The 26,222-nt window shown below is 34.2% G+C and carries 26 protein-coding genes; 9 read left to right on the top strand and 17 right to left on the bottom strand.

Features of this window, described 5'->3' with window-relative positions; all coding sequences use genetic code 11:
- Positions 1-7: 7 nt before the first annotated feature.
- From DRF65_RS04935 to DRF65_RS04925, 3 genes are read left to right on the top strand one after another with little or no spacing between them, the layout of a single operon-like run.
- Positions 8-730 carry an ankyrin repeat domain-containing protein gene (locus DRF65_RS04935; RefSeq protein ID WP_115969346.1) on the top strand — a complete coding sequence of 241 codons (723 nt, stop codon included), beginning with the start codon at positions 8-10 and terminating at the stop codon, positions 728-730.
- A 7-nt stretch (positions 731-737) separates the two neighbouring features.
- Positions 738-2,045 carry an outer membrane protein assembly factor BamB family protein gene (locus DRF65_RS04930; RefSeq protein WP_228438534.1) on the top strand — a complete coding sequence of 436 codons (1,308 nt, stop codon included), beginning with the start codon at positions 738-740 and terminating at the stop codon, positions 2,043-2,045.
- A gap of 41 nt (positions 2,046-2,086) precedes the next feature.
- A complete protein-coding gene (locus DRF65_RS04925) occupies positions 2,087-2,572 on the top strand; it encodes a hypothetical protein (protein ID WP_115969344.1) in 486 nt (161 codons plus the stop codon).
- A gap of 245 nt (positions 2,573-2,817) precedes the next feature.
- Here the strand turns inward: DRF65_RS04925 and DRF65_RS04920 are convergent, their stop codons facing one another.
- From DRF65_RS04920 to DRF65_RS04905, 4 genes are all read right to left on the bottom strand, one after another.
- Positions 2,818-3,345, bottom strand: coding sequence for a hypothetical protein (locus tag DRF65_RS04920; RefSeq protein ID WP_115969342.1), 528 nt, complete (start codon positions 3,343-3,345; stop codon positions 2,818-2,820).
- 390 nt (positions 3,346-3,735) lie between these two features.
- Positions 3,736-4,257 (bottom strand): hypothetical protein, encoded by a 522-nt coding sequence (locus DRF65_RS04915; protein ID WP_123947280.1) that lies wholly within the window; start codon positions 4,255-4,257, stop codon positions 3,736-3,738.
- Complete coding sequence (locus DRF65_RS04910) at positions 4,254-10,823, bottom strand: RHS repeat-associated core domain-containing protein (RefSeq protein ID WP_115969339.1); 6,570 nt, start codon at positions 10,821-10,823, stop codon at positions 4,254-4,256. Before DRF65_RS04910 ends, DRF65_RS04915 begins: the two co-directional genes overlap by 4 nt.
- A gap of 20 nt (positions 10,824-10,843) precedes the next feature.
- Positions 10,844-11,314, bottom strand: coding sequence for a hypothetical protein (locus DRF65_RS04905; protein ID WP_115969337.1), 471 nt, complete (start codon positions 11,312-11,314; stop codon positions 10,844-10,846).
- A 204-nt stretch (positions 11,315-11,518) separates the two neighbouring features.
- On the opposite strand from DRF65_RS04905, the gene DRF65_RS04900 reads away from it, so the two are divergent.
- Positions 11,519-12,547: a hypothetical protein gene (locus tag DRF65_RS04900; RefSeq protein WP_115969335.1), complete on the top strand. Its 1,029-nt coding sequence runs from the start codon at positions 11,519-11,521 to the stop codon at positions 12,545-12,547.
- 33 nt (positions 12,548-12,580) lie between these two features.
- Positions 12,581-12,925: a hypothetical protein gene (locus tag DRF65_RS04895; RefSeq protein WP_115969333.1), complete on the top strand. Its 345-nt coding sequence runs from the start codon at positions 12,581-12,583 to the stop codon at positions 12,923-12,925.
- Between the two features lie 48 nt (positions 12,926-12,973).
- Here DRF65_RS04895 and DRF65_RS04890 read toward each other — a convergent pair whose 3' ends face one another.
- Genes DRF65_RS04890 through DRF65_RS04875 form a run of 4 tightly spaced genes read right to left on the bottom strand, consistent with a single transcriptional unit; the run spans position 12,974 to position 15,448 of the window.
- Entirely contained in the window at positions 12,974-13,576 is a 603-nt protein-coding gene (locus DRF65_RS04890) for a hypothetical protein (RefSeq protein ID WP_228438532.1), read from the bottom strand.
- Between the two features lie 21 nt (positions 13,577-13,597).
- On the bottom strand, positions 13,598-14,083 hold the full coding sequence (locus DRF65_RS04885) for a hypothetical protein (RefSeq protein WP_123947279.1): 486 nt from the start codon (positions 14,081-14,083) through the stop codon (positions 13,598-13,600).
- A 20-nt stretch (positions 14,084-14,103) separates the two neighbouring features.
- Complete coding sequence (locus DRF65_RS04880) at positions 14,104-14,754, bottom strand: hypothetical protein (protein ID WP_115969327.1); 651 nt, start codon at positions 14,752-14,754, stop codon at positions 14,104-14,106.
- Positions 14,755-14,806: 52 nt separating this feature from the next.
- Positions 14,807-15,448 (bottom strand): hypothetical protein, encoded by a 642-nt coding sequence (locus DRF65_RS04875; RefSeq protein ID WP_115969325.1) that lies wholly within the window; start codon positions 15,446-15,448, stop codon positions 14,807-14,809.
- 273 nt (positions 15,449-15,721) lie between these two features.
- Here DRF65_RS04875 and DRF65_RS04870 point away from each other — a divergent pair, with 273 nt between their 5' ends.
- Positions 15,722-16,216: an SRPBCC family protein gene (locus DRF65_RS04870; RefSeq protein WP_115969324.1), complete on the top strand. Its 495-nt coding sequence runs from the start codon at positions 15,722-15,724 to the stop codon at positions 16,214-16,216.
- 160 nt (positions 16,217-16,376) lie between these two features.
- Here the strand turns inward: DRF65_RS04870 and DRF65_RS04865 are convergent, their stop codons facing one another.
- The 3 genes from DRF65_RS04865 to DRF65_RS04855 form a co-directional block, all read right to left on the bottom strand.
- Positions 16,377-16,883, bottom strand: coding sequence for a hypothetical protein (locus tag DRF65_RS04865; protein ID WP_115969323.1), 507 nt, complete (start codon positions 16,881-16,883; stop codon positions 16,377-16,379).
- Positions 16,884-16,897: 14 nt separating this feature from the next.
- Positions 16,898-17,470 (bottom strand): hypothetical protein, encoded by a 573-nt coding sequence (locus DRF65_RS04860; RefSeq protein WP_165852173.1) that lies wholly within the window; start codon positions 17,468-17,470, stop codon positions 16,898-16,900.
- A 176-nt stretch (positions 17,471-17,646) separates the two neighbouring features.
- The gene (locus DRF65_RS04855) at positions 17,647-18,108 is read right to left on the bottom strand and encodes a DUF3291 domain-containing protein (protein WP_115969320.1); all 462 of its coding nucleotides are present in this window, start codon (positions 18,106-18,108) and stop codon (positions 17,647-17,649) included.
- A 93-nt stretch (positions 18,109-18,201) separates the two neighbouring features.
- Here DRF65_RS04855 and DRF65_RS04850 point away from each other — a divergent pair, with 93 nt between their 5' ends.
- Positions 18,202-18,564 carry a winged helix-turn-helix transcriptional regulator gene (locus tag DRF65_RS04850; protein ID WP_115969318.1) on the top strand — a complete coding sequence of 121 codons (363 nt, stop codon included), beginning with the start codon at positions 18,202-18,204 and terminating at the stop codon, positions 18,562-18,564.
- 41 nt (positions 18,565-18,605) lie between these two features.
- On the opposite strand, the gene DRF65_RS04845 is transcribed toward DRF65_RS04850, so the two are convergent.
- Positions 18,606-19,151, bottom strand: a complete 546-nt coding sequence (locus tag DRF65_RS04845) for a membrane lipoprotein lipid attachment site-containing protein (RefSeq protein WP_115969316.1) — start codon at positions 19,149-19,151, stop codon at positions 18,606-18,608.
- A gap of 246 nt (positions 19,152-19,397) precedes the next feature.
- Between DRF65_RS04845 and DRF65_RS04840 the strand changes: the two genes are divergently transcribed.
- Positions 19,398-19,712 (top strand): ArsR/SmtB family transcription factor, encoded by a 315-nt coding sequence (locus DRF65_RS04840; RefSeq protein WP_115969314.1) that lies wholly within the window; start codon positions 19,398-19,400, stop codon positions 19,710-19,712.
- 5 nt (positions 19,713-19,717) lie between these two features.
- The gene (locus DRF65_RS04835) at positions 19,718-20,221 is read left to right on the top strand and encodes an SRPBCC family protein (RefSeq protein WP_115969312.1); all 504 of its coding nucleotides are present in this window, start codon (positions 19,718-19,720) and stop codon (positions 20,219-20,221) included.
- Positions 20,222-20,537: 316 nt separating this feature from the next.
- Here DRF65_RS04835 and DRF65_RS28795 read toward each other — a convergent pair whose 3' ends face one another.
- From DRF65_RS28795 to DRF65_RS04810, 5 genes are all read right to left on the bottom strand, one after another.
- On the bottom strand, positions 20,538-20,774 hold the full coding sequence (locus DRF65_RS28795; protein ID WP_228438530.1) for a hypothetical protein: 237 nt from the start codon (positions 20,772-20,774) through the stop codon (positions 20,538-20,540).
- Positions 20,775-20,806: 32 nt separating this feature from the next.
- A complete protein-coding gene (locus DRF65_RS04825) occupies positions 20,807-22,378 on the bottom strand; it encodes a tetratricopeptide repeat protein (RefSeq protein ID WP_115969310.1) in 1,572 nt (523 codons plus the stop codon).
- Between the two features lie 267 nt (positions 22,379-22,645).
- Positions 22,646-23,494, bottom strand: a complete 849-nt coding sequence (locus DRF65_RS04820; RefSeq protein WP_165852172.1) for a carboxypeptidase-like regulatory domain-containing protein — start codon at positions 23,492-23,494, stop codon at positions 22,646-22,648.
- A 216-nt stretch (positions 23,495-23,710) separates the two neighbouring features.
- Complete coding sequence (dnaK, locus tag DRF65_RS04815) at positions 23,711-25,606, bottom strand: molecular chaperone DnaK (protein WP_115969306.1); 1,896 nt, start codon at positions 25,604-25,606, stop codon at positions 23,711-23,713.
- A gap of 188 nt (positions 25,607-25,794) precedes the next feature.
- Positions 25,795-26,091: a hypothetical protein gene (locus DRF65_RS04810; RefSeq protein WP_123947278.1), complete on the bottom strand. Its 297-nt coding sequence runs from the start codon at positions 26,089-26,091 to the stop codon at positions 25,795-25,797.
- Positions 26,092-26,222 lie beyond the last annotated feature (131 nt).

The raw sequence follows: 26,222 nt of genomic DNA, 5'->3' as shown, positions 1-26,222 counted from the left end.
ACCTGAAATGAAAAAGTTCGGAATATCCGTTATCTTATGTTTATCTTCATTATTAAGTGCCCAAAATAAACAGCAGACTGATTCTTTCTATACCGCTATCCGTGAGAATAATTTTCCATTGGTAAAGAAAATAGTAGATCAGGGATTTCCAATTAAAACCACACTTCCTGAACAAACAGCACCTGTATTGGCAGCTATCTGGAAAAAGAACTTCCCTATGGTTAAATACTTGGTAGAGAAAGGAGCCAACATCACTGCGGAAAAAAAATTGGTAGATGGTGCTATTGAATATGGAAGTCCGGAAATTACTTTCTATCTTATCCAAAAAGGAGCTTATGCGAAAAATGCATTATACACTGCTATCTTCTATGAAAATTTTGGAATTGCAAAGGAACTCTATCTGAATCACCAGCCACAGATCATTGATAATGAAGATCCGGGAAAACTTTTATTGCTTGCTGTAAAAAGCAAGGATCTGGAATTCATCAAAAAGCTTCCGCTGAAGAAAAAGGATTCCCCTATGGATTTCTTTGACTATGACGGATACAATGCTTTATTATTGGCTGTAGAAAAGAATGACACTGAAATTGCAAAATACCTTCTGTCTCAGGGAGCTGATAAAAAATCAAGAATCACTTTTGAAACTGATAACGGAACCGTTTCAGGGAAAACAGCCCTACAAATGGCCAAAGCCAATAAAAATGCAGAACTTTTGAAACTTTTGAAATAAAACATCCATGAACAAGATCAAAAAACTAATACTCCTTATTTCAGCATCAGTTCTCTGGAGCTGTCATAACAATACCCAGAAAGCAACTCCAAATAAGGTGGAACACACAACTCTACTTGTAGCTACAGAAGGGAATATTTTTAATTTTGATCTTGATAAAAACAGGATTGCCTGGCAATATAAAAGCCCGATAGACTCGGCTGGCAACAGAAACCTTTTTACTTTGGACGGACAGAATATTTTTATGCCTTTTGAAAGTGGAAAGTTCATCAATTTTGATCTTAATACCGGAAAAATTATCTGGCAGCAACAGATTTATGGAAATGAGGGCACTCCAATGAGTATGAGCAATGACAGGAATGCTGAAGCTGCAGTACTGCGCCCGTTAGTTCCTTTATTCATGGCTAAGCCTTTAGTGGATGGTGAGAATATCCTGATGGTATCTGCCGGGCAACCGGAATATGTAAAGCGTGCGTGGCTATACAATTTCAACAGGGAGAAAGGAGAAAGAACATGGCTGAGTGAATTGCCCACAGTATACAATTATTTTGCGCCTGTAAAATACCGTGATTCTTATTTTGTGAACTCTGCTGTTTTCCTTAACAAATACAGCAGGCCAAGTGGTACGGATACTTCCTACGGAATGTTTGACGGCGATGTGGAAATAGCCGGCCAACCAAAACAGCATCATGAACCTAATCAGTTTACCAATACTACATACAGTCAGATCCAGACTGATGGAGAGAATCTGTTTATTGCTGAAGATGGTGGAAATATTTATGCTTTACACCTTAACAAAGATGGCAATCTGCCTGCTGGAGATATTTCTGATCCTAATAACACCTTTATTCAAAACCCAAAAGTTTTCAAATGGGTATTCCAGGATAAAACTTATGGTTCACACAAAAGCAACAAATTCTTTTTGGAAGATGGTACTTTATATGTAGAATTCGGGCTTCCTATTAATGGTAAGACTTGCCTTTTTGCGATCAATGCTGATAATGGAAAAATGAAATGGAGAAAAATTTTACCTTCAGAAATAAAGAACTGGACAATTAGTGGTGATAAAATCATTGGTAATACTGCAAAAGATATTTTTTATATGGATACTAATGGGGAAAATTACACGGAATTCCGTGTGAAAAACATTCCGGTTTCTGATATAAAATCTATCGATAAAACTCATTTTATATATGTTACCCAACAGGGAATTGAAGTTTTTGACACGGCTTCCAAAACAGCAAAATTAGTAGTTGTAAAAGCATTCAATAATAATGAATACAATAATCTGCAGATACAGTATATTTCAAAATAAATACCTCAACAGGTTTTATAATTTGATCTGAAAGAAAAGACATGACCAAAATTAAATTCAGAAAAAGCAATATTATCATCAGCATTATCCTTTGTCTGCTGGGAATATCTTTTTTTGTTTACCTACTGATGAACGAGGATTTTATCATACAATGGGTTTCGGTCTTATGGATTTCTATCATATTATATATCCTTTACATCCGATACAGGCAGCTGACCAGAGCTAACAGCGGCACTTCGGGATTGGAAATGAATGATAAAGGTATCCTGAATTCTACTCTGTCAAGTCCGCTATTTTTAAGCTGGAAGGAGATTGAAAGTTTTGAATCAGGTTTTTACAGATCTAACCATATCTTTATCAAACCCAAAAACCTGGAAAAATATAAGGATAAAAATAAGCTTCTGCATTTTATCAAAAGTATTTTTTCTCCTAAACCTGATATCCTAATGATTGATACGGATGTTTTGGAACCCGGAAAAAAGGAATTATTGGTATTGCTGAATAATAAGCTCCGTGAAAACAGGTGATTCTTTAATTTTATAATATCTGAAATGATTTATGTTTTGACTCAATTATTTAATCAGTTAAAACAAAAGTGTAAAAACCAAAGGCAAGAATTCCCGATTTTGGTGGATTATTTAATTGATTACTTTTATTTGATATATTAATTTTAATCAAACAACCACTTTTTTTGAATAGTAATCTTAAACTTTTTCACAAATCTTATTAATGTTATATTTTTCCCTTTTAAAAGCTTTTTTCTAATAAGATATCAAGGCTGTAAAGGAATTTTAGTTACTATACTATCTTCTAGAACCTTATAACCTCTAGCCTCTAAGTCTTTGACATAAGATTCACAACCTAAAATTGTGGCATTATATCTGTTGTGAACGGATTTAATAACCTCCTCGTAGTTATTAGGTTTTGTATACCTATAAACTGCTCGATTATTTTTATCGAAGATTATGGGATGATGTATTGTTTGAAATGGTTCTAAAATAATCAAATCTTCGTGGCACAATCTATCATTCCTAGAATAATATCCACTTTTAAAATATGAATAAGGATCTAATACTTTTCCATTTTCTAACACAAAAGATTTTCCATAAAAACCTAAAGGATCAATAATATAGGTAGTATTGGTATTATTTTTTATAACTTCCTTGGTAACTTCTGTTGACTGTATATCAATACGTTTTAACGGAAAAATAATATCAATATCTTTTCCTTTATTCAACTTAATTTGATTCGAGCAAAAAATAAATAAAAAACAAAAAGGTAATAAAACAATTTTTCTCATAATTAAAATTTAATTTTAGACAGTGTTAAAAAATATTCAATAGCGTTTTGTAAATGAACAAATCCTTGTTTCTCCATAAACCCTGTCCACTTGGCAGAAGCTCTATAAGCTGACAACTCCTTTAGTTCTTGCGTGATGCACCTGAAACAGCAGCACCTCCCAGAACGGCACTCCATGTTTTTTTCCAATCCCAGTTTCCGGTATTCCAGTTTCCACCATTGGCAGCTACGCCATTTAAATACCCCTTACTAAAGTCTTTGAATACACTATTTAGATCGTTACGTAAGTATGAGTATCAATAAATTTTTAAGAAGACAAAAGTAGAATTTCCCCTACTTTTGCTTAGAATATATTTTCAAAGCAGGCTTATGTAATAATTTATAGAAGCATTTATTTCACAAATGGAATCTTAGCAACAATATTATCCTCTAGCATAATGTAACCTTTTTTTTCTAAGGCGTTTATATATTGTTTACAACTTAATGGCATACCATTCTCTTTACTATGTCTTGATTCAATATTCCTACTGTAATTACCTGTTTTAGAAAAATCATATATTCCTCTTTCCATATAATTTAGACTTAGAATTGTATCAATTTTTTGCTTAGGTTTCAAAATAATTAAATCATTTCTGCAATCTTCATCCTCCCGAGAGTAATATCCTCTCGAAAAATTTATAGGATTTAATATTTCATTATTCAATTCCCAATATGATTTCCCCACAAAACCATATGGATCAATAATATATGTATTATCAGTATTGTTTTTTAAGGTATAAATTACTGGTTTATTTGCAATTAACTCTACAGGTACTTTTACGAGAATATCAATATTTTTGCTTTTATTTAGTTTCATTTGTGTAGAGCAAGAAATAAAGCTAAAACAGGCTGTTATTAATATGATTTTTTTCATTTTATTATTCTAATATTTAACATTAACATATAATCTGACATTGAATTTAAATAATCATAGATTCCCGAATCTGGTATTTTTGTCCATTCTGCTGCTTTCAGATAGGATGAAACTTCATTCAAATCTTCGATCAATGGATGATTACCTTGCAATATATTTTTTTTCCAATTCTCAAAATGACCAACTTCATGAATTATTACCTCAGCTAGGCCATAGTTTGATCTTTTTCCATTAAAAAGGCCTGGTGCTAATATTATTCTACCAGTAACTGGATTTGTTATCCCTTTTATTCTAATTTTAGGATCTGCAGGATCAATAAAAAGTCCATCTGGATCAACGCTGAATTTAATATATTTTTTTGCCCATTCATCCATTGCATCTGGGCTCCCAATACCAATCCATGTATTTTTGGGCGCAAATAAGGGTGCAATTATACTAAGGCTATAAATATTTGCTGGACCATATGGTTTTAAACCATAAATAGACAGTACAACATTTAATGGATCTGCTAAAGTAGATATTGAATTCTTTCCAAATACTCCATTTTCAGAATCTGAAGATCTCATATATCTGTAACTTATACTCATGTTAGCTGAAGTTATCCTATTATCAAATAAGTTACCTGTATAGGATAAACCACCAACTGCACCTCCCAAGAAATTACCACCATTAAATGCCGAGTTTAATCCTCCGGATACAATTCCCGGCAGGAAATTTTTAATGGCTCCTGCACTACTTGATATATTCCCCAATGCACCAGATACAGCAGCTCCTCCTATAGCACCTCCCAGAACGGCACTCCATGTTCTTTCCCAATCCCAGTTTCCGGGATTCCAGTTTCCACCATTGGCAGCTACGCCATTTAAATATCCGCCCACCAACGCACCAGCTAACCACATCAAAAACTCACCAGAGGGATCGTTGTACATCAATGGATTATTCATCACATACCCATACTTATTGTAATTCTGGGTATTCATAGGATCCTGAATATTTTCATCAGCATTGAGAAACCTTCTTAGTAGTGGATCATATAATCTACCATTCATATGAATGATGCCTACTTCTGAAAAGTGTTCATGCCCGGTATATCCACGGTCAATAAGCAGTGAAGCGCCTGCAATAAATGTTCTATCAGTTGTAACAGGTGCATTACCCAATTTCAAATGCGTAAAATTCCCCCACGCGTCATAATGCCTTTGCTCCAGCTTGTTTCCGGCTTCATCAGTGATGGCAAGAATACTTCCTATATAATCTTTGTGTAAAAACTTATAAGAACCGGTAGACTCCCCAAAGCTTTTCAAATATATAACATTACTTGCATATGGATCACCCTCAACATACAGAATATGCTTTTCCCGCCCCGTAGACTGATCTACTATCACCTCAAAGCTGCCATCTTCATTGTAAACCTTAGAAAGTTTGCTCTGCCATAAAGGGACATCAGGATTCCAAATATTATCTCCTTTCATCTTAAGTTCGGTAGCCCCTCCTCCCGGGTTTTTCAATCTTTCAATTTCAACCCTTTGCCTCATACCATTCAATCCATACTCAAAGTTAACACGGGTTCTCTCTCCACTAATAAGCACCGGATCATTATTTTCATTGTAAATAATAGTTTGGATCAGATCTCCATTGTAATTTTGCGTCCCTGCTGCATTCAAAGCCATTGCAGTTGGCTGATAAATTTTTGCTGCATTTTCAAACTTCGTGGAGCCTACCTGATCGTTTCCTGTAATCCTACCTTTTGCATCATAGATATTTCTGTTTGTAGAAGGTTTAACTCCAGTGATTGGATTTGTCCAATTAATAAGACGGTTATTATCATCGTAATCAAAAGACTCTACAATGTTGAAATCTCCCGCTGTAGTTCTTGATTTCAGTTCATTCTTTATTGCATCAAAAGAATAGGACATCTGTAACACTGCAGGATTTATCTGTGAAGAATGTTTAATAGCTGTAAGGAATCCGTTTGAATCATATACATTTGTTATCTCATTTGCTCCTAATTTAGCTTTTAGAACCTGTCCTTTGGCGTTGCTGCCATTCAGTTCCCAAAGAACTTTCCCGGAATTTTTATCTTTAATCTGAAAAAGCTCCCCGTTCCAGGTGTTGTATATGTTTTCGACAGTAAACTTAGTTATAGTACCACCGGACTGTAATTCTTTTTCATAAGAAATGACTTTTCCATTATTATCAAAGGTAATTCCCTTTTCTTTATAAGTCTTTCCATTACTGTTCTCCGTGGAAGAGATTAACCTGCCGTGAGGATCATATGTAAGATCAGTACTAAATACCTGCCCTTTCAACGTTCCTGATTTTTTAGTCAGCAGCCCTTTTTCATTGTAAATAAAAGAAATAGTTTTGTTGGTGGTTTGTCCGTTATCTATAGTAGAAAACTCTTTCTGAGTAGTTAACTGACCTAAATTATTATATACATATTCTTTGTTTCCCTTTGGACTTATAGTCTTTTTTGGTAGTCCCAATCCTGTATATTCATACTTATAAACACCATTTGACGGATCATTAAATTCAGATTTTCTGCCCCACGAATCATATTTTGTACTCACGCTATTTTCAGCATATTTTGCCTGGGTTTGGTTGCCAGCAGCATTGTATGAAAATTGAATGGTCCCTCCCTTATCTGTAGAAGATATCACATTCCCCAGGGGATCGGTGGTTTTAGATGTAATTCTTCCGTATCCGTTTAGTTCCTTAACCGTCGTTGTAAATCCTGAAATAACAGTTTCAGTCTGTTTTCCGGTAAATGCAGTAGCCTTTACTTTGACTGGGAAAGTAGAATCATCATATTCCATAACATTCCATTTACTGACGCCCTGGCTTTCAAAAAAGGGTTCTGATTCTTTAATTTTTCTGCCTAATAGATCATATTGGGTATCCTTTGAAATAAACTGTCCATCGATTGAAGCTTTGGCAGAAACTTTGTACACCTGTCCCAGTTTATTAGTAAACGTTTGTGAAATATCACCGTCTGCCTTACTTTGGGTGACAATTGTATTGGAATTTTTATCTCTTTCGTATAAATAGCTAGTTAATCCATTCAGATTGGTTTTAGAAGTCGCTAATTTCCCCCAATTATCATAGGTATTGGTCTGAACGTTACCCATAGGATCTGTTTGGGTTAATACCTGTCCCCAATCATTATAAGTTAAGTGAGTCTCCAGACCTAAATTATCTGTTGTCTTTATCACGAACCTGCCTTTCGCATCATATTCGGTTTTTGCAGTTTGCGATTGAGAATCTATACTATTAGCAACTAATTTTTGGATACCATTTCCAAATCCGTCATAATTGTAAGTTTCTAAAATATTGCCCGTATTATCACCATTCCATTTTTTTATTGTTTTTATCTGGTTATTTTCATACGTATATTCTTCCTTTCCGGATTTCGTATCACTATAAGCCTGAACAACTTCGGTTTTTGATTTAATACGCCCTATATAATAACCCGTTGCTATTCCTGTTGGGTTATTATTATATTCATAAGTCGAGGTCTTTACAGAATACCCTCCATTAATATTTGCAGTACTTTGTAACGGAAGATAGTATTCACCATACGTGATTGTACTTTCTGCTGTAGAACCTGTTAAGAAATCTTTCCCCCTATTAGTTTTCGGAACAATTGCTGTGACTGCCTTAGCCTTATCAGCATCAGAAACAGTCGCTACTACCTGTCCATTGAGGATCTTATCAATTTGATATGTTGTAGATTTAAAACTTAATAGTTGAGTATTGTTTTCAGAAATATCTTCTGGAAATATCTTAGCTTCATCATTAGTTCTGATGGACCATTCTTTAACCGGAATTCCATCATTTGTTGGATCAATCTCTACTCCGGACCATATCTTTGTATTTTCAAAACCATCAGCATACCATGAGCTTCGCGCTGTTTTTCTGAACCCGATCATCCCTCTGCCCAGGATATTCGAAGTAAGTCCCCTATACCTGAAATCCTGTTTCAGCTTTTTATCTGACATTGTAGATTGTGTAAGTCCGGAAACAACATATATCCCTACTGATTGGTCAATTTCAACGTACGGGTAGTTTTCTGTTTTAGCCGTACCATATAAGCCCGGATTCTTCTTATCTAACTGCTTATAGAAAATATCTGTGGTAATACCTCCTTGTGAAATGCTCTTTATCCTTGCTGCCATTGAGGTATCAAAATATGTATTGGTATATATAATTTGTCTTTCATCGGGATAATTCGGATTAAATGCCTTTGGTCCAGTTAATACAAGTTTTCTCAACATATTCCCAATAGACTGGTCAACAGCAACCCCCATCACATCATAAGATGAATTGGGAGCTATTTCTTCTTGCAAATTGCTTTGATTAAGATATAGTTCACGACTAGAATTATAACTATAATATGGCTGATGGTATTCCGTTCCAAAAGGTAATATATTAGCCATTATGCTATGTTCCATTACATATTTTACCGCTTGGTTATTATCTTGAACATAGTGTTTTTTGTAATATCTGCTTGATTGCAGGGATATAAGATCTGTTTTTCCATCATTGTTGATATCAGATGCTATAAACGTCCTAGGGTTCAGGATAGTAAATCTACCATCATTCTCTTGGGTCACTGAGCGGGCTTTCATTGGCGGCTCAAAAGTTCTGGTTTCTTCCTTGAAGCTATTTCCCTTGGAAGTATATAGATACCAGATAGGAGATATAACCCCATTTGGCATCATAATATCACTTAATCCATCTCCATTATAGTCACCAACTACACTGTCTTCCCACAATCCCTGTAAAGTACCGATAGTTGTTGAGTACAAAGAGGACAATTCAGATTCATATTTGCCCTGAGTATTTTTCTTAAAAGTAATCAATAGTGGGATTTTATCCTGGGTTAATTTTAGGAAATCAAACAAACCATCTCCATTAAAATCACCCATTCTATAATCGACAAATGCATCTTCATTGACATTATTGTCAAGTGATATTTCGTAATACCACGCATTATTCTGAACAGCCTGATCAGGATCAATAACAATATATCTATTCGTTGCTTCACATTTGCTAACTTTCCCAGTAGGAATAGGATCCGTTGGATTTATTGGTACACAACGGTTGTCGTTTAATTGTAAAATAAATTCACTTAATCCATCACCATTGAAATCAACATTTTTGAGCACAATAATTTTTGTTCTTGTACCATTTGCAACCACAGATCCAGTTGATCGGTCGTAATCCGCATTAGGGATGATCTTTTTATAATCCAGATGCAACTGGTTATCATCTGTAATGCTATAAAACGATAATTCGAGATCTAATTTAGTCGTTGAAGGGTTATTGATTTGTCTTACTGTATTAAACCCTTGGCGACTGTAGATCGTATTATTTTTCTTTAAATTAGTAATAGTGGCATATCTAAGGTCTGATAAATCAATAGAGTTTCCTAGAAATACTTTATTGGAGTAGCCATAAACATCGCTATATAAATATAATCCCGTTTGCGAAATTTGTGGTGTGATTGTCGAATAGTATCGTAATAAATCTAGATTACCATCACCATCAAAATCACCTGTTAAATCTTTTTCACCCGGTCGTAATGTTTCATTAACAACCCAACCGCTAGGTTGCGGATTTTCATAAGTAAAAATCACCGGATTTGATTCTTGATTATTACTGTTTAAAATAGTAATTTTATCCAGGAATCTGTAAGCGAATGACCTTTCATCTTTTTTATAGGTAATACTATACTTTTTGTATTGCTTATCACCTGTAGATACAATAACGGATTCAAGCATCTTTGATTGGGAAAAGTATATTCCTTTAATATGAGCTGTTTCAGAGGCTGGCCTTGTTAAAAAAACAAACTCAATTTTATTAATATGCGGAGTATTTAGAACTTCATTTCCTCCCCATTCAATACTACTGATCACGGTAACATTATTTTCTAAAGAATATTTATAAGTAATATAATTACCATTAACATCTTTTGACTTTACAATATTATAATCAATAGGGGTACGTGCTGAATTACTTCCTGAAGTAATAGCGCCATACCAGGCCTGAGATCCGTCATCAAAAGTAACCTCCCAGTATTCTGGTCCCTGCCATCCTTGTCCTGTAGTTGCACCAACAGATTTTATTTTAATATTAGAATATTTTTCAGTTACATATTCTGCGCCATCCTTACCATACTCACCTGATTTTAAAATTAATCTTTGCCCGTTAAAACTATAATAATCGGAATAATCAAGCTGTACAGCTTTCTTAACTCCGTCTTTTTCAAGATTTTTCCCGACTCTTGAAATTGAGGTCAACCCTGAAATGTTCCAGCCATAGCCGGCAAGGCCATTGCCTGCTCCACTCACATACACAAGATTGATATTGGGAGCCGTATTCTTTATTCCGGGAGGAAGATCTATGGCTAATGTATATTGTAGCTGTCCTGCTTGAGTTACTTCTATATTTCCTTTGGCGTCGTGAAAACTTTGCGGCGGCGTTGTTTGCGATAATCCCAAAATAGAAATGCAGGACAATATGAAAGTCAAAAATAACTTTATTTTCCTTTTATTATTTTTCATGATATTGCATTGTGTTTTTACTATTTTTTAGTAATATTTCTGGCGAAAACACGTCCATCTTTTAAGGTAAAACGAAGTACATATACTCCCCATTCATAGCCCGTCATATTAATTTTCAACTGCTTATTTAGATTTGGCAAATTCACCTGTTGAAATTTCCAGTGGACCGTACTATGTTGATATAATGACACAGATTCTATCAATCCGTCCACCTGTTCAGTCCAGTCAATAGTCAATATGTCACTTACCGGTACAGGATATAACCGAATCTGTTTCCAGAATTCTTTCTCTTCGATAATCTGGGAAGAGGATAAAGAAACTGTTTGAGGTTCTGTTTTTGATAAAGTCTTACTTGTCTGTTTGGCGTTGACTTCAGGTCCCCAATACACTTGATTTCCTGCCTCGTCATATTTAAAATAAACTTCTGTCTGCTGAGCAGAAACACCTAAAGCAGTACATAGAAATAATGCACTTAAATAATTCTTTTTCATGTTTCATTTAAATTTTGTGTGAATATAAAAAATACTATTAATTCCCAAAACAGTGAAAATACGGTTAAAAAAAATGGGTTTTTTACGGTAGATAATGTTTATCATATATCTCGTGTCTAAATCAATTTAAACCACATTTTATTTTCAATATTATTTATTTTATTGTATTTTGTCTGCCCTCATAAAAACTAAAAAACCAACACGATGAAATTCAATCTTAAAAAAAAATCTGTTATACTCTGGGGCATTATCCTCATTGCGGTAATCCTTTTACCAGACGCCGAAATGTATTATCAACGATATAAACTGAGATCTGAAAAACTTCCGGAACAATATAAATCATACTCTACCCTGGATAACCTAAAAGACACGGACTATGAAATCATTAAAATATCATATGGCATCCACGAACCTGTAATTCAGGAAAATGACAGTACCATTGTGATTATTACCAAAAGAGACCGGGATTCGGAAAAAGCAGGTACTGCCAATACCTACACATGGTATAAAATAAACCTAAAGGGTCAGATAACAGACAGCCTTCAATATCAATACAATACTGAAAATGGAGTGCATAATTATCAGACTTTCAATGATTATATTGTAGATGTAGATCAGAATACCTACAGTAACTGGATGAAGGATGGTGACACCACTCATTATCCGTATAAAAATTTAGATGATGCTAAAATATTTTCGGTGTCAGAAACGGAAGATATCACTGCAAACAGAGACTATATGTATGATGATATTATTCATTCCGAATCACCGGGGAATGAATACAAGTATAAACTGACTGTATTTAAAGATAATATCTGGAATTATTTTTATGCTGAAAAAGACTGGCATGGCTATCCTAAAAATACACTTAATAAAAAGGCTATTGATTTCAGTAATTCAGGGTATGAGATAGATAAATCTTCAGGACTTATCAAAAGAGATCATGTTCAAAAAGAAAAATGGAATGCCCGCACTTTCTGGAGCCTAAAAAACTTCAGCTGGGGAAGCGGAAATGGATCAGGTAACCGTGGGTGGTCTGGAACATCCTATTTTTCCATTAATATGCCAAAGAAAACCCTGCATTATAAACAGAATGTTTTCATAGAACGTCCTGACAATTATCTCAGGGATCCTTTTTCTTATTTTGTATACCAGCCTAAAAACGGAGACTATATGCTGTTAATTGATGAAGAACATCAACTCTATTACCTCATAAGACCTAAAAAGTCTTAGAAAGATTAATTTAAAGTTCAATACAATACTCTTATGAAAATCTTTAAACTTTTTTTGAAACGGCTTCTCATTACAGCCATCCCCTTGGTGAGCCTCTATATTTTTGCAGAAATCGCTTTTCAGAATAACCGTGAAAGGGAGCACCCTACAGATGCTGGCTTAGGGATAGCATTTCTGCTGACATTTATTTTATTCGTATTATTTATTGGCTTTTTGACAGATTTTATCATCAGACTGAGAAAGAAAGAGTATAAAACAGCACTTACCGACCTTCCTTTTCTTTTGTGTTTTATATTTCCGGCTTTATATCTTGCCTGTTTATGGGGCGGTGGTGATGGCTTCTGCAGCTGGATTATTACTGCAGCACGTAATCTGTAATACAGACTGCATTCATTTTCTGTTTTACGGCTGAATCGGAATTGAAAACTATTCTCCGGCCTTCACAGTATCATAAGTATTAAAACTTTTATAAATCCTGGTTTCTTTTAATTTTCCTTTTTTATAGATCTCTACTTTTTCTATATCTGAAGATTTTTTGTTGAAGTATTTTATTTCAGTCAACTGCCCATCATTATTGAAAAACTCAGTCTTAAGATTTCTTCCGTCTTCCTGATAGTGTTTCGTTTGGAGGTTTCCGTTCTTTTTATAGGAATACCTCTTGAGGTTATAAAAATTGCCATCGTTGTAAGAGATCCCTTCATATGTGTACTGAGCCGTATATTTTCCTTCTTCTATCAGCTGCTGTTTATCATTGTAAATGAAATAATAGGCATCATTTTTAGGATGTATCAGGGTATAACGTACCGTTAATTTAGGATGACTCTCAGGGTACTTTATCATCACATCTTCTTTTCTGAAAACAGTAGAGTCATTCTGGGAAACCCATAGTGTATCTGTATCCTTAGGACCACTTTTGTGATATATTTTTGAAATGATAACGTTTTTATGGTCATCATTTTTACCTTTAGTACAGTTGCAGGCCAGCATGATACTGATGGGGAACCATAGAAATAATAGTATTTTCAGCATTTGAATCATTTTTTATTTTTGCTAAGGTATCGTTTCTATTCCGGATAGCTTAAATGCTCCTTTTTCTTCTTTTAACCAAAAGACAAATTGAGCCCCTTCATGTCCGTCTCCAAATTCATTCCGGCGTTGCGTCGTGTATAATACAATATAAGTTCTGTCTTTAAATCCCGGATCAGATCCGTCAAAAGAAAACTTTGTTTCATTGCGGTTCAGTCTTTCCAATAATTCTTTGTTAAAGATAGTGCCAATATGTTTTTGATAGAAAGCATCCTTCCCCACAAAATAGTTTTTTTCCGGTGCTGTTTCAAAGCACAAGGAACAATACACTTTTTTAGTTGTTAACTGATTTAATGCTGCATAATCTTTCTGAGTAATCAGATGAATTATTTTTTGAGTAAATGCTTCCGCTTTTTTTTGCAGTTGCGGATTCACTGATTTTGTTTGCCCATAACAGACCAACTGTAATCCGGTTAGAAATAATATGGAGAGGTATTTTGTCAATTTCATTTTACTATTTTTTGGTGATTTTATTTGTATTCATTCTTCGTATTCAGCTGTGTTTTATAACCCGGAATATCAAAGCTATGGGTGTCATTGTCTGCTTTTTCAAAATTATGATTGTCTGCTTTTTCATTGCTGCGAAAAATAAAAACATAGGCATAATTTTTACTTTCCCTTTCCAGTTTTTCCGTTCGTTCCAATCCTACCAGATCAAACTCATAAATTCCTTTGGACAGATCAAAACCTTTTGCAGGAAAATAAGATTCAATATGTCCGTCTGCTCCTGTCGGGATCTGATCTTCCTTATCTGTTATATTCTGTTTGATATTTTCCAGACGGTATTCCAGATAATCAAAGCTGGCAAAACAAATCCGACCCAAATCACCCACTTCAAGAAAGAAGTTGTTATATCTAAAAACCTCATCATATCCCTGTGGTAATTCTACACTTTCTTCATCTACAGAAATAAAAATTGTATATTCGAAAACACTGATCTGATAGAAAGGCAGAAACCGCCCCTCTTTAATGGAGCTCAAAAAAAGTTCTTTATGCTTATCAAAATAAGACAGCAACTTTTTCCCTCGGCATTTCTTTTCCTTTAGATATTCTGTAAACAGATCTGTTGAAATAATGGCCATGCCATAGCCGTCTGCAGAAAATTCACCTATATTTTCCATTGTATTAATTCTCTTTTTACTTCCGATTTATCAATTGTTAGGCCCTGCTTTTTTAACAAGGAAACCACCACCAGATTGAATATATCTTATTGTTCTTAAAGGATATATTAATATGTCCGTCTGAAATTCCTTCTTTATCCTCCCTTAATGTGATCATCGGAAGTTCTCCCTCATCATAGGTTTCCAAATGACTCATGTTTCGTACTGAATTCGGAAATATCTTTTTGATATCCTCCAACGTAGTATTTGAATCTATTCTGATTCCTTTATACAGAATAAAATTTCCCTTGATAAACCTAAAGCTGCTAATTCCTATTTGCTGTTTGCTGTTTTCAAAACATGATCCGTTTTTATATAGATATTTATCATTTACATCTCCTTCTTCAAAAATGTAGGAACATGGCTGCTCATCAGCCATCAGCTTGGTACTGTCCGCTTTTCCAAAATTTTTTTCAAAATCCTTGATATCAAAAATCCGTTTTGTTTTACCATTGAACCGGATGTCTTCAGCCAACATCACGTCATCCCTTCCATCGCCAATTATTTCTGCCGTCTGACGGATATCCAGTACAGTTGAATCCGTTTTACCTTTAGCTTCCTTTAGTTCGGTTTGGGGTGACACCTGCTTTTCTTCTTTTTTCTTATGACAGGCCTGAAATAGAATGATTATGAATACAATAGAAAAATACTTCATACTTTAATTTGGTTTACATGGTATAAAAAACGTTGCTCTAAAACAAACAAGAATATTCGTATTATACTGTCAGAATTGTTTTTATGAACACGAAATTACAAAAAAAGGCTTACTAATCTTTTTTTAAGCCCATTATTAATCTTTTTTAACTTTTATAATAAGAACCACAGATTAGTTTCTAAAAGTTCATTATCTCAGATATTTACCTCAACTTTTAGTATTATTTTGTAATTTTAAATAAAAAGATTAATAACCAACTCCTAAGAACAAATTATGCCCCATATTTATCACGCTATACTCATTGGTTCCTCAAAAGAAAAAGTATACCACGCCATTGCCAGCCAGTCCGGATTATCTGCATGGTGGACTCCACATACCAAAGCCAGCGCTGAAGTTGACAGCATTGCCCGATTCTCATTTGGCCCGGATTATTTTAAAGAAATGAAAATTGTAAAGCTTACCCCTTTTGAAGAAATCCAGTGGCATTGCATCACTGGTGCTCATGAATGGATTGGAACTGATATTTCCTTTCATCTTTTATCCGGAGATAAGGAAACATTACGCAAAATGCATCCTGAAATGGAAGGCCAGATCGAACAATTAGTATATGACAGTGGTACCTTATTAATTTTCCATCACAAAAATTGGGATACCTACTCACCTATGTTCGCTGAATGCAATTATACCTGGGGACAGTTTCTGAGAAGTTTGAAATTACTTTGTGAAACAGGTAAAGGAAAGCCCTGGCCTCATCAGCATCGTTTATGAGTTGTTTTTAAGGTAGGAAGCTGGATGAGGGAAGCTGGAAGTTACTTTTAGTCTTATCATGAATGACTATCATAATATCAACTTATCGTTTTTTAGGAGCGTGATAATTTCTAGACTTAATTTTCAGCTTAAAAGCATTTTTATCCTGGACTTGATTAAATTATGGAATCATGTCAATTCCTGTTATTTTAAATTTCCCTTCTTTTTTTTCCAAACTAATCATTCCCTGAGTACCTTCCCATGTTTTTGAAGGTGGAATCAGCATATATAAAAAACTAATGCCGTGTATGTTCATTTCTTTATTAAAATAAGGATGAAAAAACTGCATAGTAAACTTCTCATGTTTTTTAACTTCAGTTTTTAACTCTTTTTCAAAAAAGACTTTATAATGTTTTTTTTGAAATAAATCCTTGGTTACCTCCACTGTGACAAGGTTGCTGTTTTTAGCTTCTACATAATCAAGACAAGGTCTGCAATAGAAGGGAAAATCACAAAGTGTTTTTATTTTTTCTTTATCATTTCTGGTAACCGCATCCGTAAAATCTTTCCAGAATTTTTGTAAAAGAATCTTATCCTGAGTAGATATTTCATCATCAGACTTATTTTTCTGCCCATAGATGGAGACAGAAAATAGAAGACAACTTATTAAAATCAGAATACTTCTCATGGCATATTCTTCATTTATTTCAGGTTATTGTTTGCCTTATAAAATCTGTCATCTGTTTCTTTAATAAAATCGAGATAACTGAAATTAGCCGCCTTATTTTTACGATACTCAAGATAATCATTATAATACTGGAATACTCCGCTTAATCTGGATGTTAGCAAAGGGGTTTCTTTAGCACTGATAGCTTCTACATATCCCACTTTTTTCCCTTTTTCATTCACCATAGACAGCACCAGATACGTAATATCATTCTGTTTACCACTAAAAACCCTGGCTCTTTCCACATTATCTTTACCGTTATCAAAAACCAGTTTATACTTATCTTTCTTGTTCAGCAGATAATCCAGTATTTTCTGAAAATTATCCGGATTTTCAAGAGTTAATTTAAATCCCTCAAACTGAGTCCCGTTATCCTTTCCATAAAAAGAAAGCATTCCCGGAGTATAATATTCTGAGTCCGGAGCATCTTCAATCCTGATTCCGCCAAAATTGATGGGAAGCTTTCCATCATTAACAATTTCTGCTTTATATATAGAATATTGAACGGCTTCTGTTCCCACACCGACTCCATAGGTTTTCAGTCCCATTGTTTTTAACTCGGTTTGTTGAGCAGGAAGCATTATTTTCTCTAAATCAAAACCCTGACTTTGGCATGATTGAAATAAAAATGAAAAGCTTGCTATTAAAAAGAAAAACCTCAGTTGATGCATCGTATTAAAATTTTGTATGGATAATGGAGGGACAAGATACAAAATTTAGACTCTTAGCCTCCAATATTCAATTCAGGTTTCTGAAATACCGTTTGAAAATTAAAGGCATATTCCGATGGTCCGTTCTTCTGAAGATGCTCTAATCTTTCTAAGGCTTCTTCTACACTTGGATATTGATTGTTTTTAATCCACCACAGGACATAATAGGCTTTTCCATACTTGTGAAACCACTCTTTTCTTCTTCGTAAAAAATCAACATGAAATGTTTTGTAAGTAAAATGTTCCAATGATTTTATATCTTCCCACACCGAAAGATTGATGATGACCTGATCGTCATTAAACGGATTGAAACCGGTGGCATTATTCTCTTCATCTTTTAATCTCCAGATAAATCCATTGCTTTCTTCCGCCAGCTGATTCACCGAATCAAAATGATCAACAAATTCTTTCATTACAGGGTCTTCGATATTCACTCCAATCATTCTGGCTACATTGATTTGTGCTAACTGATACATTTTTTTATGTCTTGTTTTATGTCTATTATTGTGTAAAAATAGAGACTGCAGCCTTATCATAAAATAACTATCAATTTAGATACTATAAAAAAGATGGAAAAAAAATGTGTGACTTCCTATATCAATATTGACCAAAAATCTTACCCCTGTGCGGTAAGCTTTGTGATGGATCTTATAGGTGGAAGATGGAAAGGAGTTATTTTGTGTCACTTAAAAAACGGTGACAAAAGGGTTGGAGAGCTGAAAAAAGAGCTTTCTTTTATTACGGAAACAACATTAAGTCTTCAGCTGAGGCAATTGGAAAGAGACGGTCTGATTACCAGAACTGTTTTCGGAACAAAACCTCCTGTGAAAACAGTTTATAGCTTATCAGCATTGGGCCTTTCATTCATTCCGTTGCTGGATAATATCAATGAATGGGGTAAAAATATTCTGGAAAAGAAAATAACATCTTAAAAATTTGAATTGTTTTCAGATTTTTAAGATGCCCGTTTCGTTTAATATACTTTACTTCCTTTGATTGTAAGGGCATGTTTAGTTTTTATTGAAGGGCAGCATCTTCCATCCTCTTCTGTATATTCCAGTTTTTCTACAATGATCTTTCCATTTTTGATGGTATCAAAAGCAAACAGATAATCCGGTTCATATCCTGCGATTACTTTAACGCTATTCCCATCATTTTTGTACAATGATAATCCTTGCCCTATCAGTGCATTTCCACCTTCTGGTGCAATATTCCAGTAAATAGCTACATCATCAATCCCATCACCGGTAAAATCTCCAACATGAGGGTCCTGAAGATCAATTACCCCGTCATCATAGGTCTTAAGAATTTTAGGTAGATAGTCTTCAAATTGCTTTACAGCTAATTTTACAGCTTCCTCTTTAGAAATCCTGCTTTTTGATTCTTTTGAAGTTGATTCTTTTTCTTTGGATAAAGGTTTCTCTTCTTTCAGTTCATCTTTTTTATGCCCTTTGCTGTCAGAATTATTACAACCTGTCAACACTGCCAGTAGCCCTATTATACCGATGATCTTTTTCATACATTTTATATTTCCGATGATAAATTGAAGCAATAAATATACAGCAATATGATACAATCAGGACTATTGAATTCTTATTATTGAATAGAAGCATCAGTACTTTAAAGTTTCACCAAGAATTAGAGAATTACCCAGAGAACCGATAAACACTGGTATTCAATATTTTATTTAAAAATAATGCACAAAAAACTTGCGCAACCATATGGTTTCACTTAATTTTACATTACTATACTTTCATAAGATAAAATGACAAGACGAGATATTTTTCAGGCCATTGCAGATCCTACGAGACGGGCAATTATCAGCCTCATTGCTCTTCAGGCGATGACTCCTAATGCCATTGCAGAACATTTTGATACAACAAGACAGGCAGTATCTAAACATCTTCGCATTTTAGTGGAATGTGAGCTCGTAAAGCAGGGACAGAAAGGCAGGGAAATTTATTACTCCCTTGAAATTGATAAGATGAAAGAAATCGATCACTGGCTGGAGCAGTTCCGTGCAATATGGGAAGCCAAATTCAGTCAGTTGGATGAATTATTAGCAAATATCAAAAAGTAAAAAATATGAAAACGAACCTTTTATTTAATTTTTCTGTAAACAAGGAAAATAACACGATCGTTATAGAACGGGAATTCAATGCCAATCTTGAACTGGTTTGGCAGGCATGGACTACCGCCGAATTATTAGATCAATGGTGGGCACCCAAACCTTACCACGTTGAAACAAAATCTTTACACTTTGTAGAAGGCGGAATGTGGCTTTACGCAATGGTGAGCCCGGAAGATGAAAAGCTTTGGTGTAAAGCAGACTATGATAAAATAGATAAGCTGAAATCATTAACATGGCTGGATGCTTTCTGTGACGAAAACGGAAAAGAAAATACGGAAAAACCGCGTTCTCACTGGACCAATATTTTTTCAGAAAAAAATGGTATCACTACTGTAAATATCACTCTTCAGCATGACAGCCTTGAAGATATAGAAACGATGATTCAGATGGGATTCAAAGAAGGGTTTACCATGTGTATGCAGAACCTGGATGAGTTATTACCAACTCTGGAAAGATAGTTCGTAAAACAGAAAGAGATTATTCTAAAGAATCCCAGTCGATCACCGATTAGGATTTTTAAAATACGTAAGGCCAAATCAGTAGAACTAAAGATTTACACTCCGAATTGTCTCAAATGATGATCCATATGTTTGTATGCCGCAATTCCCCATTCCGGGTTGAAATATTTCCAAAAGTAGGATGAGAAAGAGTTAAACACCGGGTGTTCATAGGAAATTCATTCATTAAATGAATAAATTCTTTTCGATACGTTTCAAAATCAAGGTCATTTGCTTTGCCTTTGGTATGATGTTCCGGTTGGCCCTGAATATTCTTTTAAAAATTGGGAGCGATATACAACGCAAAGATTCTCAACAGGTACTGTTTTATCTGAGTTTTTTTATTCCCTCTGCTTTCTTCCAGAATTTGCCGGTTACACGAGTTGCAGTGAAGAAGCATTTCACTGGCAGTCATTGTTTCCCACTGAGGTTGGTGAACTGCTGATAAGTTCTTAACTCTCGCAATAATAAAATCTGCAGTTTCCTTTTTTAAAAGACTTTTGTTCATGGTCATGATGACTTTATAATTTTAAAAACCGTCCTATATTATTTCACCAGGTTCTTCATCCAGGCATTACAATCTATATCTGAAGGGATATTATATTTTTTCCGGAATCGGGTTTTCCGTATTTCTACAGCATGAACCGTTACTGAAGTGTACGTTGCAATTTGTTTGGTAGAAAATCCAAGATATAAAAAAGCAGAAAAGGTAAGCTCCGGAACTTTAATCCTTGGATTCATCGCAAGCATTTTTTCATATACTTCCGGATATACTTCCTGAAAACGGGCAAAGAACTGCGGAGAGTTTTCTTTAGCCATCTGTATCAGCTCAGAAAATGATTCATTAACCTGTAACTGAAGTTTCTCAATAGCATATTCTCTTTCTGTAATGATGGTATTTTTATGTTGAAGCTGATTTTCTTTTTCTTTAATAATTGCTCTCTTCCTTTTTCTAAGATTTCGGTTTCGAATGAGAGCCCAAACTAATATTACAATAGCGATAATAATGATAAGAGTAAGAGTAATTTTATTACCATTTTCTGTTTCAATAATTTTCTCAGCCTGCTCTTTCTGTATATTTTCCAGTCCTTCCTGAATACGCATCCTGCCTTCTGAAGCACTTTTTTTAAATTGATCTGTCGATTTTTTTAAATAGACTTTTTCTTTATCGTGATCACCCAACATCCGGTATGCTGAGGCTATTTTTGACTGAACATATTCTGCAGAATGTCCCATCAGGGACTTATTATCCATGGTCTGCTGATAATATTCAATAGCTTTATGATAGCTACCTGTCTGAAAATAATAATCTCCATACGCCTCCAGAAAAGGAGATGTATAAGCAAGATCTTCAATTAATGCCTGATCATAGGCTTTCTTAATAAAAGGATAGGCTTCCTTAGGTTTTTCCTGCTGTAAATAGATCCATGCTTTATAAAAATAGATATAAGCTTTACGCCAGTACATTCGTTTAACATTCAGATACTCTTTCTCAGGGATCTTTTCAATGTAAGCTATAGATTTATCAGCATAGAGATGAGCCGACTGATAATCCTCCATATCGATATAAGCATCTCCAATCGTCATATAAGTATTAGCTTTCAGAATTTTCGAATTAATATCTTTTCCATTAGAGAGCAGCTTTAAAACCTTAAATTCTTCTTCCAATTGCTTATTTGGCAGAGATATAAGACCATAATAGGTGGCTGTTGCTTCTGTAAATAATGTTTTATAGAGCGGATTGGTTTTCACAGCCTCTTCTTTCATCCCTTTTTCAATATAAGAATAGGCTTCTTTTAACTCACGATAAAAAAAGTGATTTCTAATGATATAATAATAAGCTAGGGCTTTTTTTTCAGAATCGCCGTTTTTTTCAGCAAGCAGACTAGCTTTTCTGGCATAGTTTAAAGATCTTTTATAATCTCTGAACATAAGACTATCGGCCTGATTCAACAAATAATTAATATCATTTGCTTCTTTCTGAGGATCATTAAATAAAGTGAAGGATGGAGAAAAACTTGTTTTAACCTTTCCTGAGTATGGTAATGAGAATGAGGTTTCAGCACCTGCTACAAAAAGACTTATAAAACATAAATAGAAACAAAAAATATACTTCATATTATTTTGCTAATAAAAACATATCGAAAAAAAAGCACAGTAAATATAGACAAATAATTAATTCATCAGTATTAATAGTAGTTCAAAATAAATACTCTTTTATATATATAAAAAGATTAATAACAATAACTAAATGTTAATTACTTCTTCAGAGTGCGTCTTCAGTACACCTGAACCTTTTAGCGTTTTGACATCTGTATCGATCAGTTGTATATAATGCCTTAACAATGGGTTACATAAATCTTCTCACAAGCTATGATAATAAAACTATGTTGCAGGCTTCTTTTCTTTTTCAATTTTCACATCAATATTAATTGCTGGGCTTCCCGCAGATATTTTTTCCCAATTGCTATAAAAATTTCTTTCAAAAACAGTTCTTAATAGTGCAGCACTAAAACCAAAATCGCCTTTAAATCCACTCATAACCTGTACAGAAACATAAAAATCTTCTTTATCAACCCAAACAGAATAATCATTTAAGTCAAAAGTAAATGTCCCGTCTATGATTTTATCTCCCTTTATTTCTGTGCTGAGATTTTCCAAAAGAATAGACGTTCCAGGCTGTTTATCTTTTTTAGAATAAACATTGAAATTGAGAACGATTGGCTTATCTGTTTTAAACTTTGCTATATTAAGGTGTATTTTCTCAATTTTTACTTTTTTTTTGTTTGAAAATGGGATTGCAAATTCCTTATAAGCTGCTTGATTAGAGCCATTCGAGCTAAATCCATACAGCATATTCTTTGCTTTTGATTTGACTCCAATATTTTTACTTTCAAAAGTTTTTGGAGTTAATTTTAATTCAGCAATTTCGTTAACTTTTTCTTTAAGAATAATAGTATGATTATTTGAATTGATAAAGTCTTTGATATTTTGTTCAAAAGAGTTATAACCACCTAATTGAACAATTATTTTCTTAGATTTATCAATATTGGATACGTCAATGCTATAATTTCCATTTTCATCTGTAAGTGCTCCAATATTTTCATTTTCAACTCCAATTCTTGCGTAAGAAATCACCTGGTTATTTTCGTTAGAAATAATTTTGCCGGAAATAATCTGAGAATTCGCAAAACTGAATAATAATAAAGACAAAAAGATGAATTTTATTCTCATATGCATATTTTTTTACTAAAAACATCGTCTAATCCTCAAATATACTATTTATTATTAATCACAACTCTTAGAAATTTATAATTTGAAAATAATAAATAAATCATAAAACAAAACGTATATAAACACTTGGCTAATGACTCCAATAAAAACAAAAACCGTCTTAGAAAATTCTCTAAGACGGTTTTATATATTTTATTAACTGTTGTTAATCAATAATTATTTTACTTCTTCGAAGTCTGCATCCTGTACATCCTCACCTCCGGCATTGTTTGCGCCAGCGTTTTGAGCACCTGCATCAGCACCCGGCTGTTGACCTGCTGCATATAATTCTTCAGAAGCTGCCATCCATGCTGCATCTAACGCTTCAGTTTTAGCTTTTACGTCATCTACATTTTTAGCTTCGAAAGCCGTTTTCAATTCTCCGTGAGCTGCTTCGATTGCTGCTTTTTTGTCAGCAGAAAGTTTTTCACCGAATTCTTTCAATTGCTTTTCAGTCTGGAAGATCAATCCGTCAGCTTTGTTGAATACTTCAACTTCTTCTTTTCTCTTGTTATCTGCTGCAGAATTTTCTTGAGCTTCTTTTTTCATTCTTTCAATTTCCTCGTCAGAAAGACCTGAAGATGCCTGAATTTTGATATTCTGTTCTTTACCAGTTCCTTTATCTTTAGCTGATACATTCAGGATACCATTAGCATCGATATCAAAAGTTACTTCAATTTGAGGAACTCCTCTTGGTGCTGGTGGAATATCTGAAAGGTCGAATCTACCAATCTCTTTGTTATCGTTGAACATAGGTCTTTCTCCCTGTCCTACTCTGATGCTTACAGCCGGCTGGTTGTCAGAAGCTGTAGAGAATACTTCAGATTTTTTAGTTGGGATGGTAGTGTTCGCTTCAATCAATTTAGTGAAAACAGAACCCATTGTTTCGATACCTAAAGAAAGTGGCGTAACGTCTAATAAAAGTACGTCAGTTACATCTCCAGTCAAAACACCACCTTGGATTGCTGCACCAATGGCTACAACCTCATCCGGGTTAACTCCTTTTGAAGGTTTTTTACCGAAGAATTTCTCAACTTCTTCCTGAATGATTGGGATTCTTGTAGAACCACCTACCAGGATTACTTCGTCGATATCTGAAGTAGATAAACCTGCATCTTTCAATGCTTTAGCAACCGGTTCCATAGATCTTCTTACCAAGTCAGCAGATAATTGCTCAAATTTAGCTTTAGTTAAAGTCTTCACTAAGTGTTTAGGACCTGTAGCTGTAGCAGTGATATAAGGAAGGTTGATTTCAGTTTGTGCAGAAGCAGACAATTCGATTTTTGCTTTTTCAGCAGCTTCTTTTAATCTTTGTAAAGCAATTGGATCAGCTTTCAATTCAACACCTTCTTCAGCTTTGAATTCGTCTGCCATCCAGTTGATAATTACATCATCAAAGTCATCACCTCCTAAGTGAGTATCACCGTTTGTAGACAATACCTCAAATACACCGTCTCCTAAATCAAGGATAGAGATATCAAAAGTACCACCACCAAGGTCATATACAGCGATTTTCTGATCTTTGTGAGCCTTATCCAAACCGTAAGCTAATGCTGCAGCTGTAGGTTCGTTGATAATTCTTTCTACTTTAAGACCTGCAATTTCTCCAGCTTCTTTAGTAGCTTGTCTTTGAGCATCGTTGAAATATGCAGGAACAGTAATTACCGCTCTTGTTACTTCCTGTCCAAGGTAATCTTCAGCAGTTTTCTTCATTTTCTGAAGTGTCATTGCAGAAATTTCCTGTGGCGTATATTCTCTATCGTCGATTTTTACTTTTACAGTATCATTTGGACCAGCAACTACTTTGTAAGGTACTCTTGAAATCTCTTTAGCATCTTCTTTGAAGTGTGTTCCGATAAATCTTTTGATAGAGTAAACAGTCTTTGTTGGATTCGTTACAGCCTGTCTTTTTGCAGGATCACCTACTTTTCTTTCTCCATCTTCTGTAAATGCTACGATAGAAGGAGTAGTTCTCTTACCTTCTGCGTTAGGAATAACAACAGGGTCTTTACCCTCCATTACAGCAACACAAGAGTTGGTTGTTCCTAAGTCAATTCCAATTATTTTACTCATAATATTTTTATTTTTTCTAATTTTTATATTTAATTTACACTCACTATTTCACAACATTTGTACCATATCCCGTTTTGTGACAAAATGACACAATAAAAATAAAAACCCCGATTAAATCGAGGTTTTATTAAATCAATATGGAAATTTTTTCATATCAATGAATCGGCATTCTGTCTTTTTTATGAATATTAATTCAATGGGACTAATTTGATGGACTTGTTACATGAATTTTCAAATCTAAAAAACAAAATACCATCAGTTTTTCCTACAAGGATTTTTTTGATCCAACCTCCTCCCTGAGGGTTTTTAAAATATTCATTTATAATAAGGTGCTTGTTTTTCTTGTCTACATAGAATTTTCCTCTTCTGTAAGCAGACGGAACTACAACAATATCATTATTATAATCAGTCTTTGAAAGATATCTGGTCTCCCCATTTTTTTTGAATTGCAAAAAAGCATTAGAATCATTCCATGAATCTGCCATGGGAACAATTTTATACGTTATTGTTGTATCCACAATTGAAAATAGATCATTGATATTTAAATCCTGACAATTTATTTTTTTTTGAGCCTTGCAGTTCTGATTAACAAGAAACATAAAAAAAATGCATATTA

It is taken from the genome of Chryseobacterium pennae (genome assembly GCF_003385515.1).
GTDB lineage: Bacteria > Bacteroidota > Bacteroidia > Flavobacteriales > Weeksellaceae > Chryseobacterium > Chryseobacterium pennae.
The sequence above is the reverse complement of the archived record's forward strand: the minus strand, read 5'-3'. Positions and strand labels throughout refer to the sequence as shown.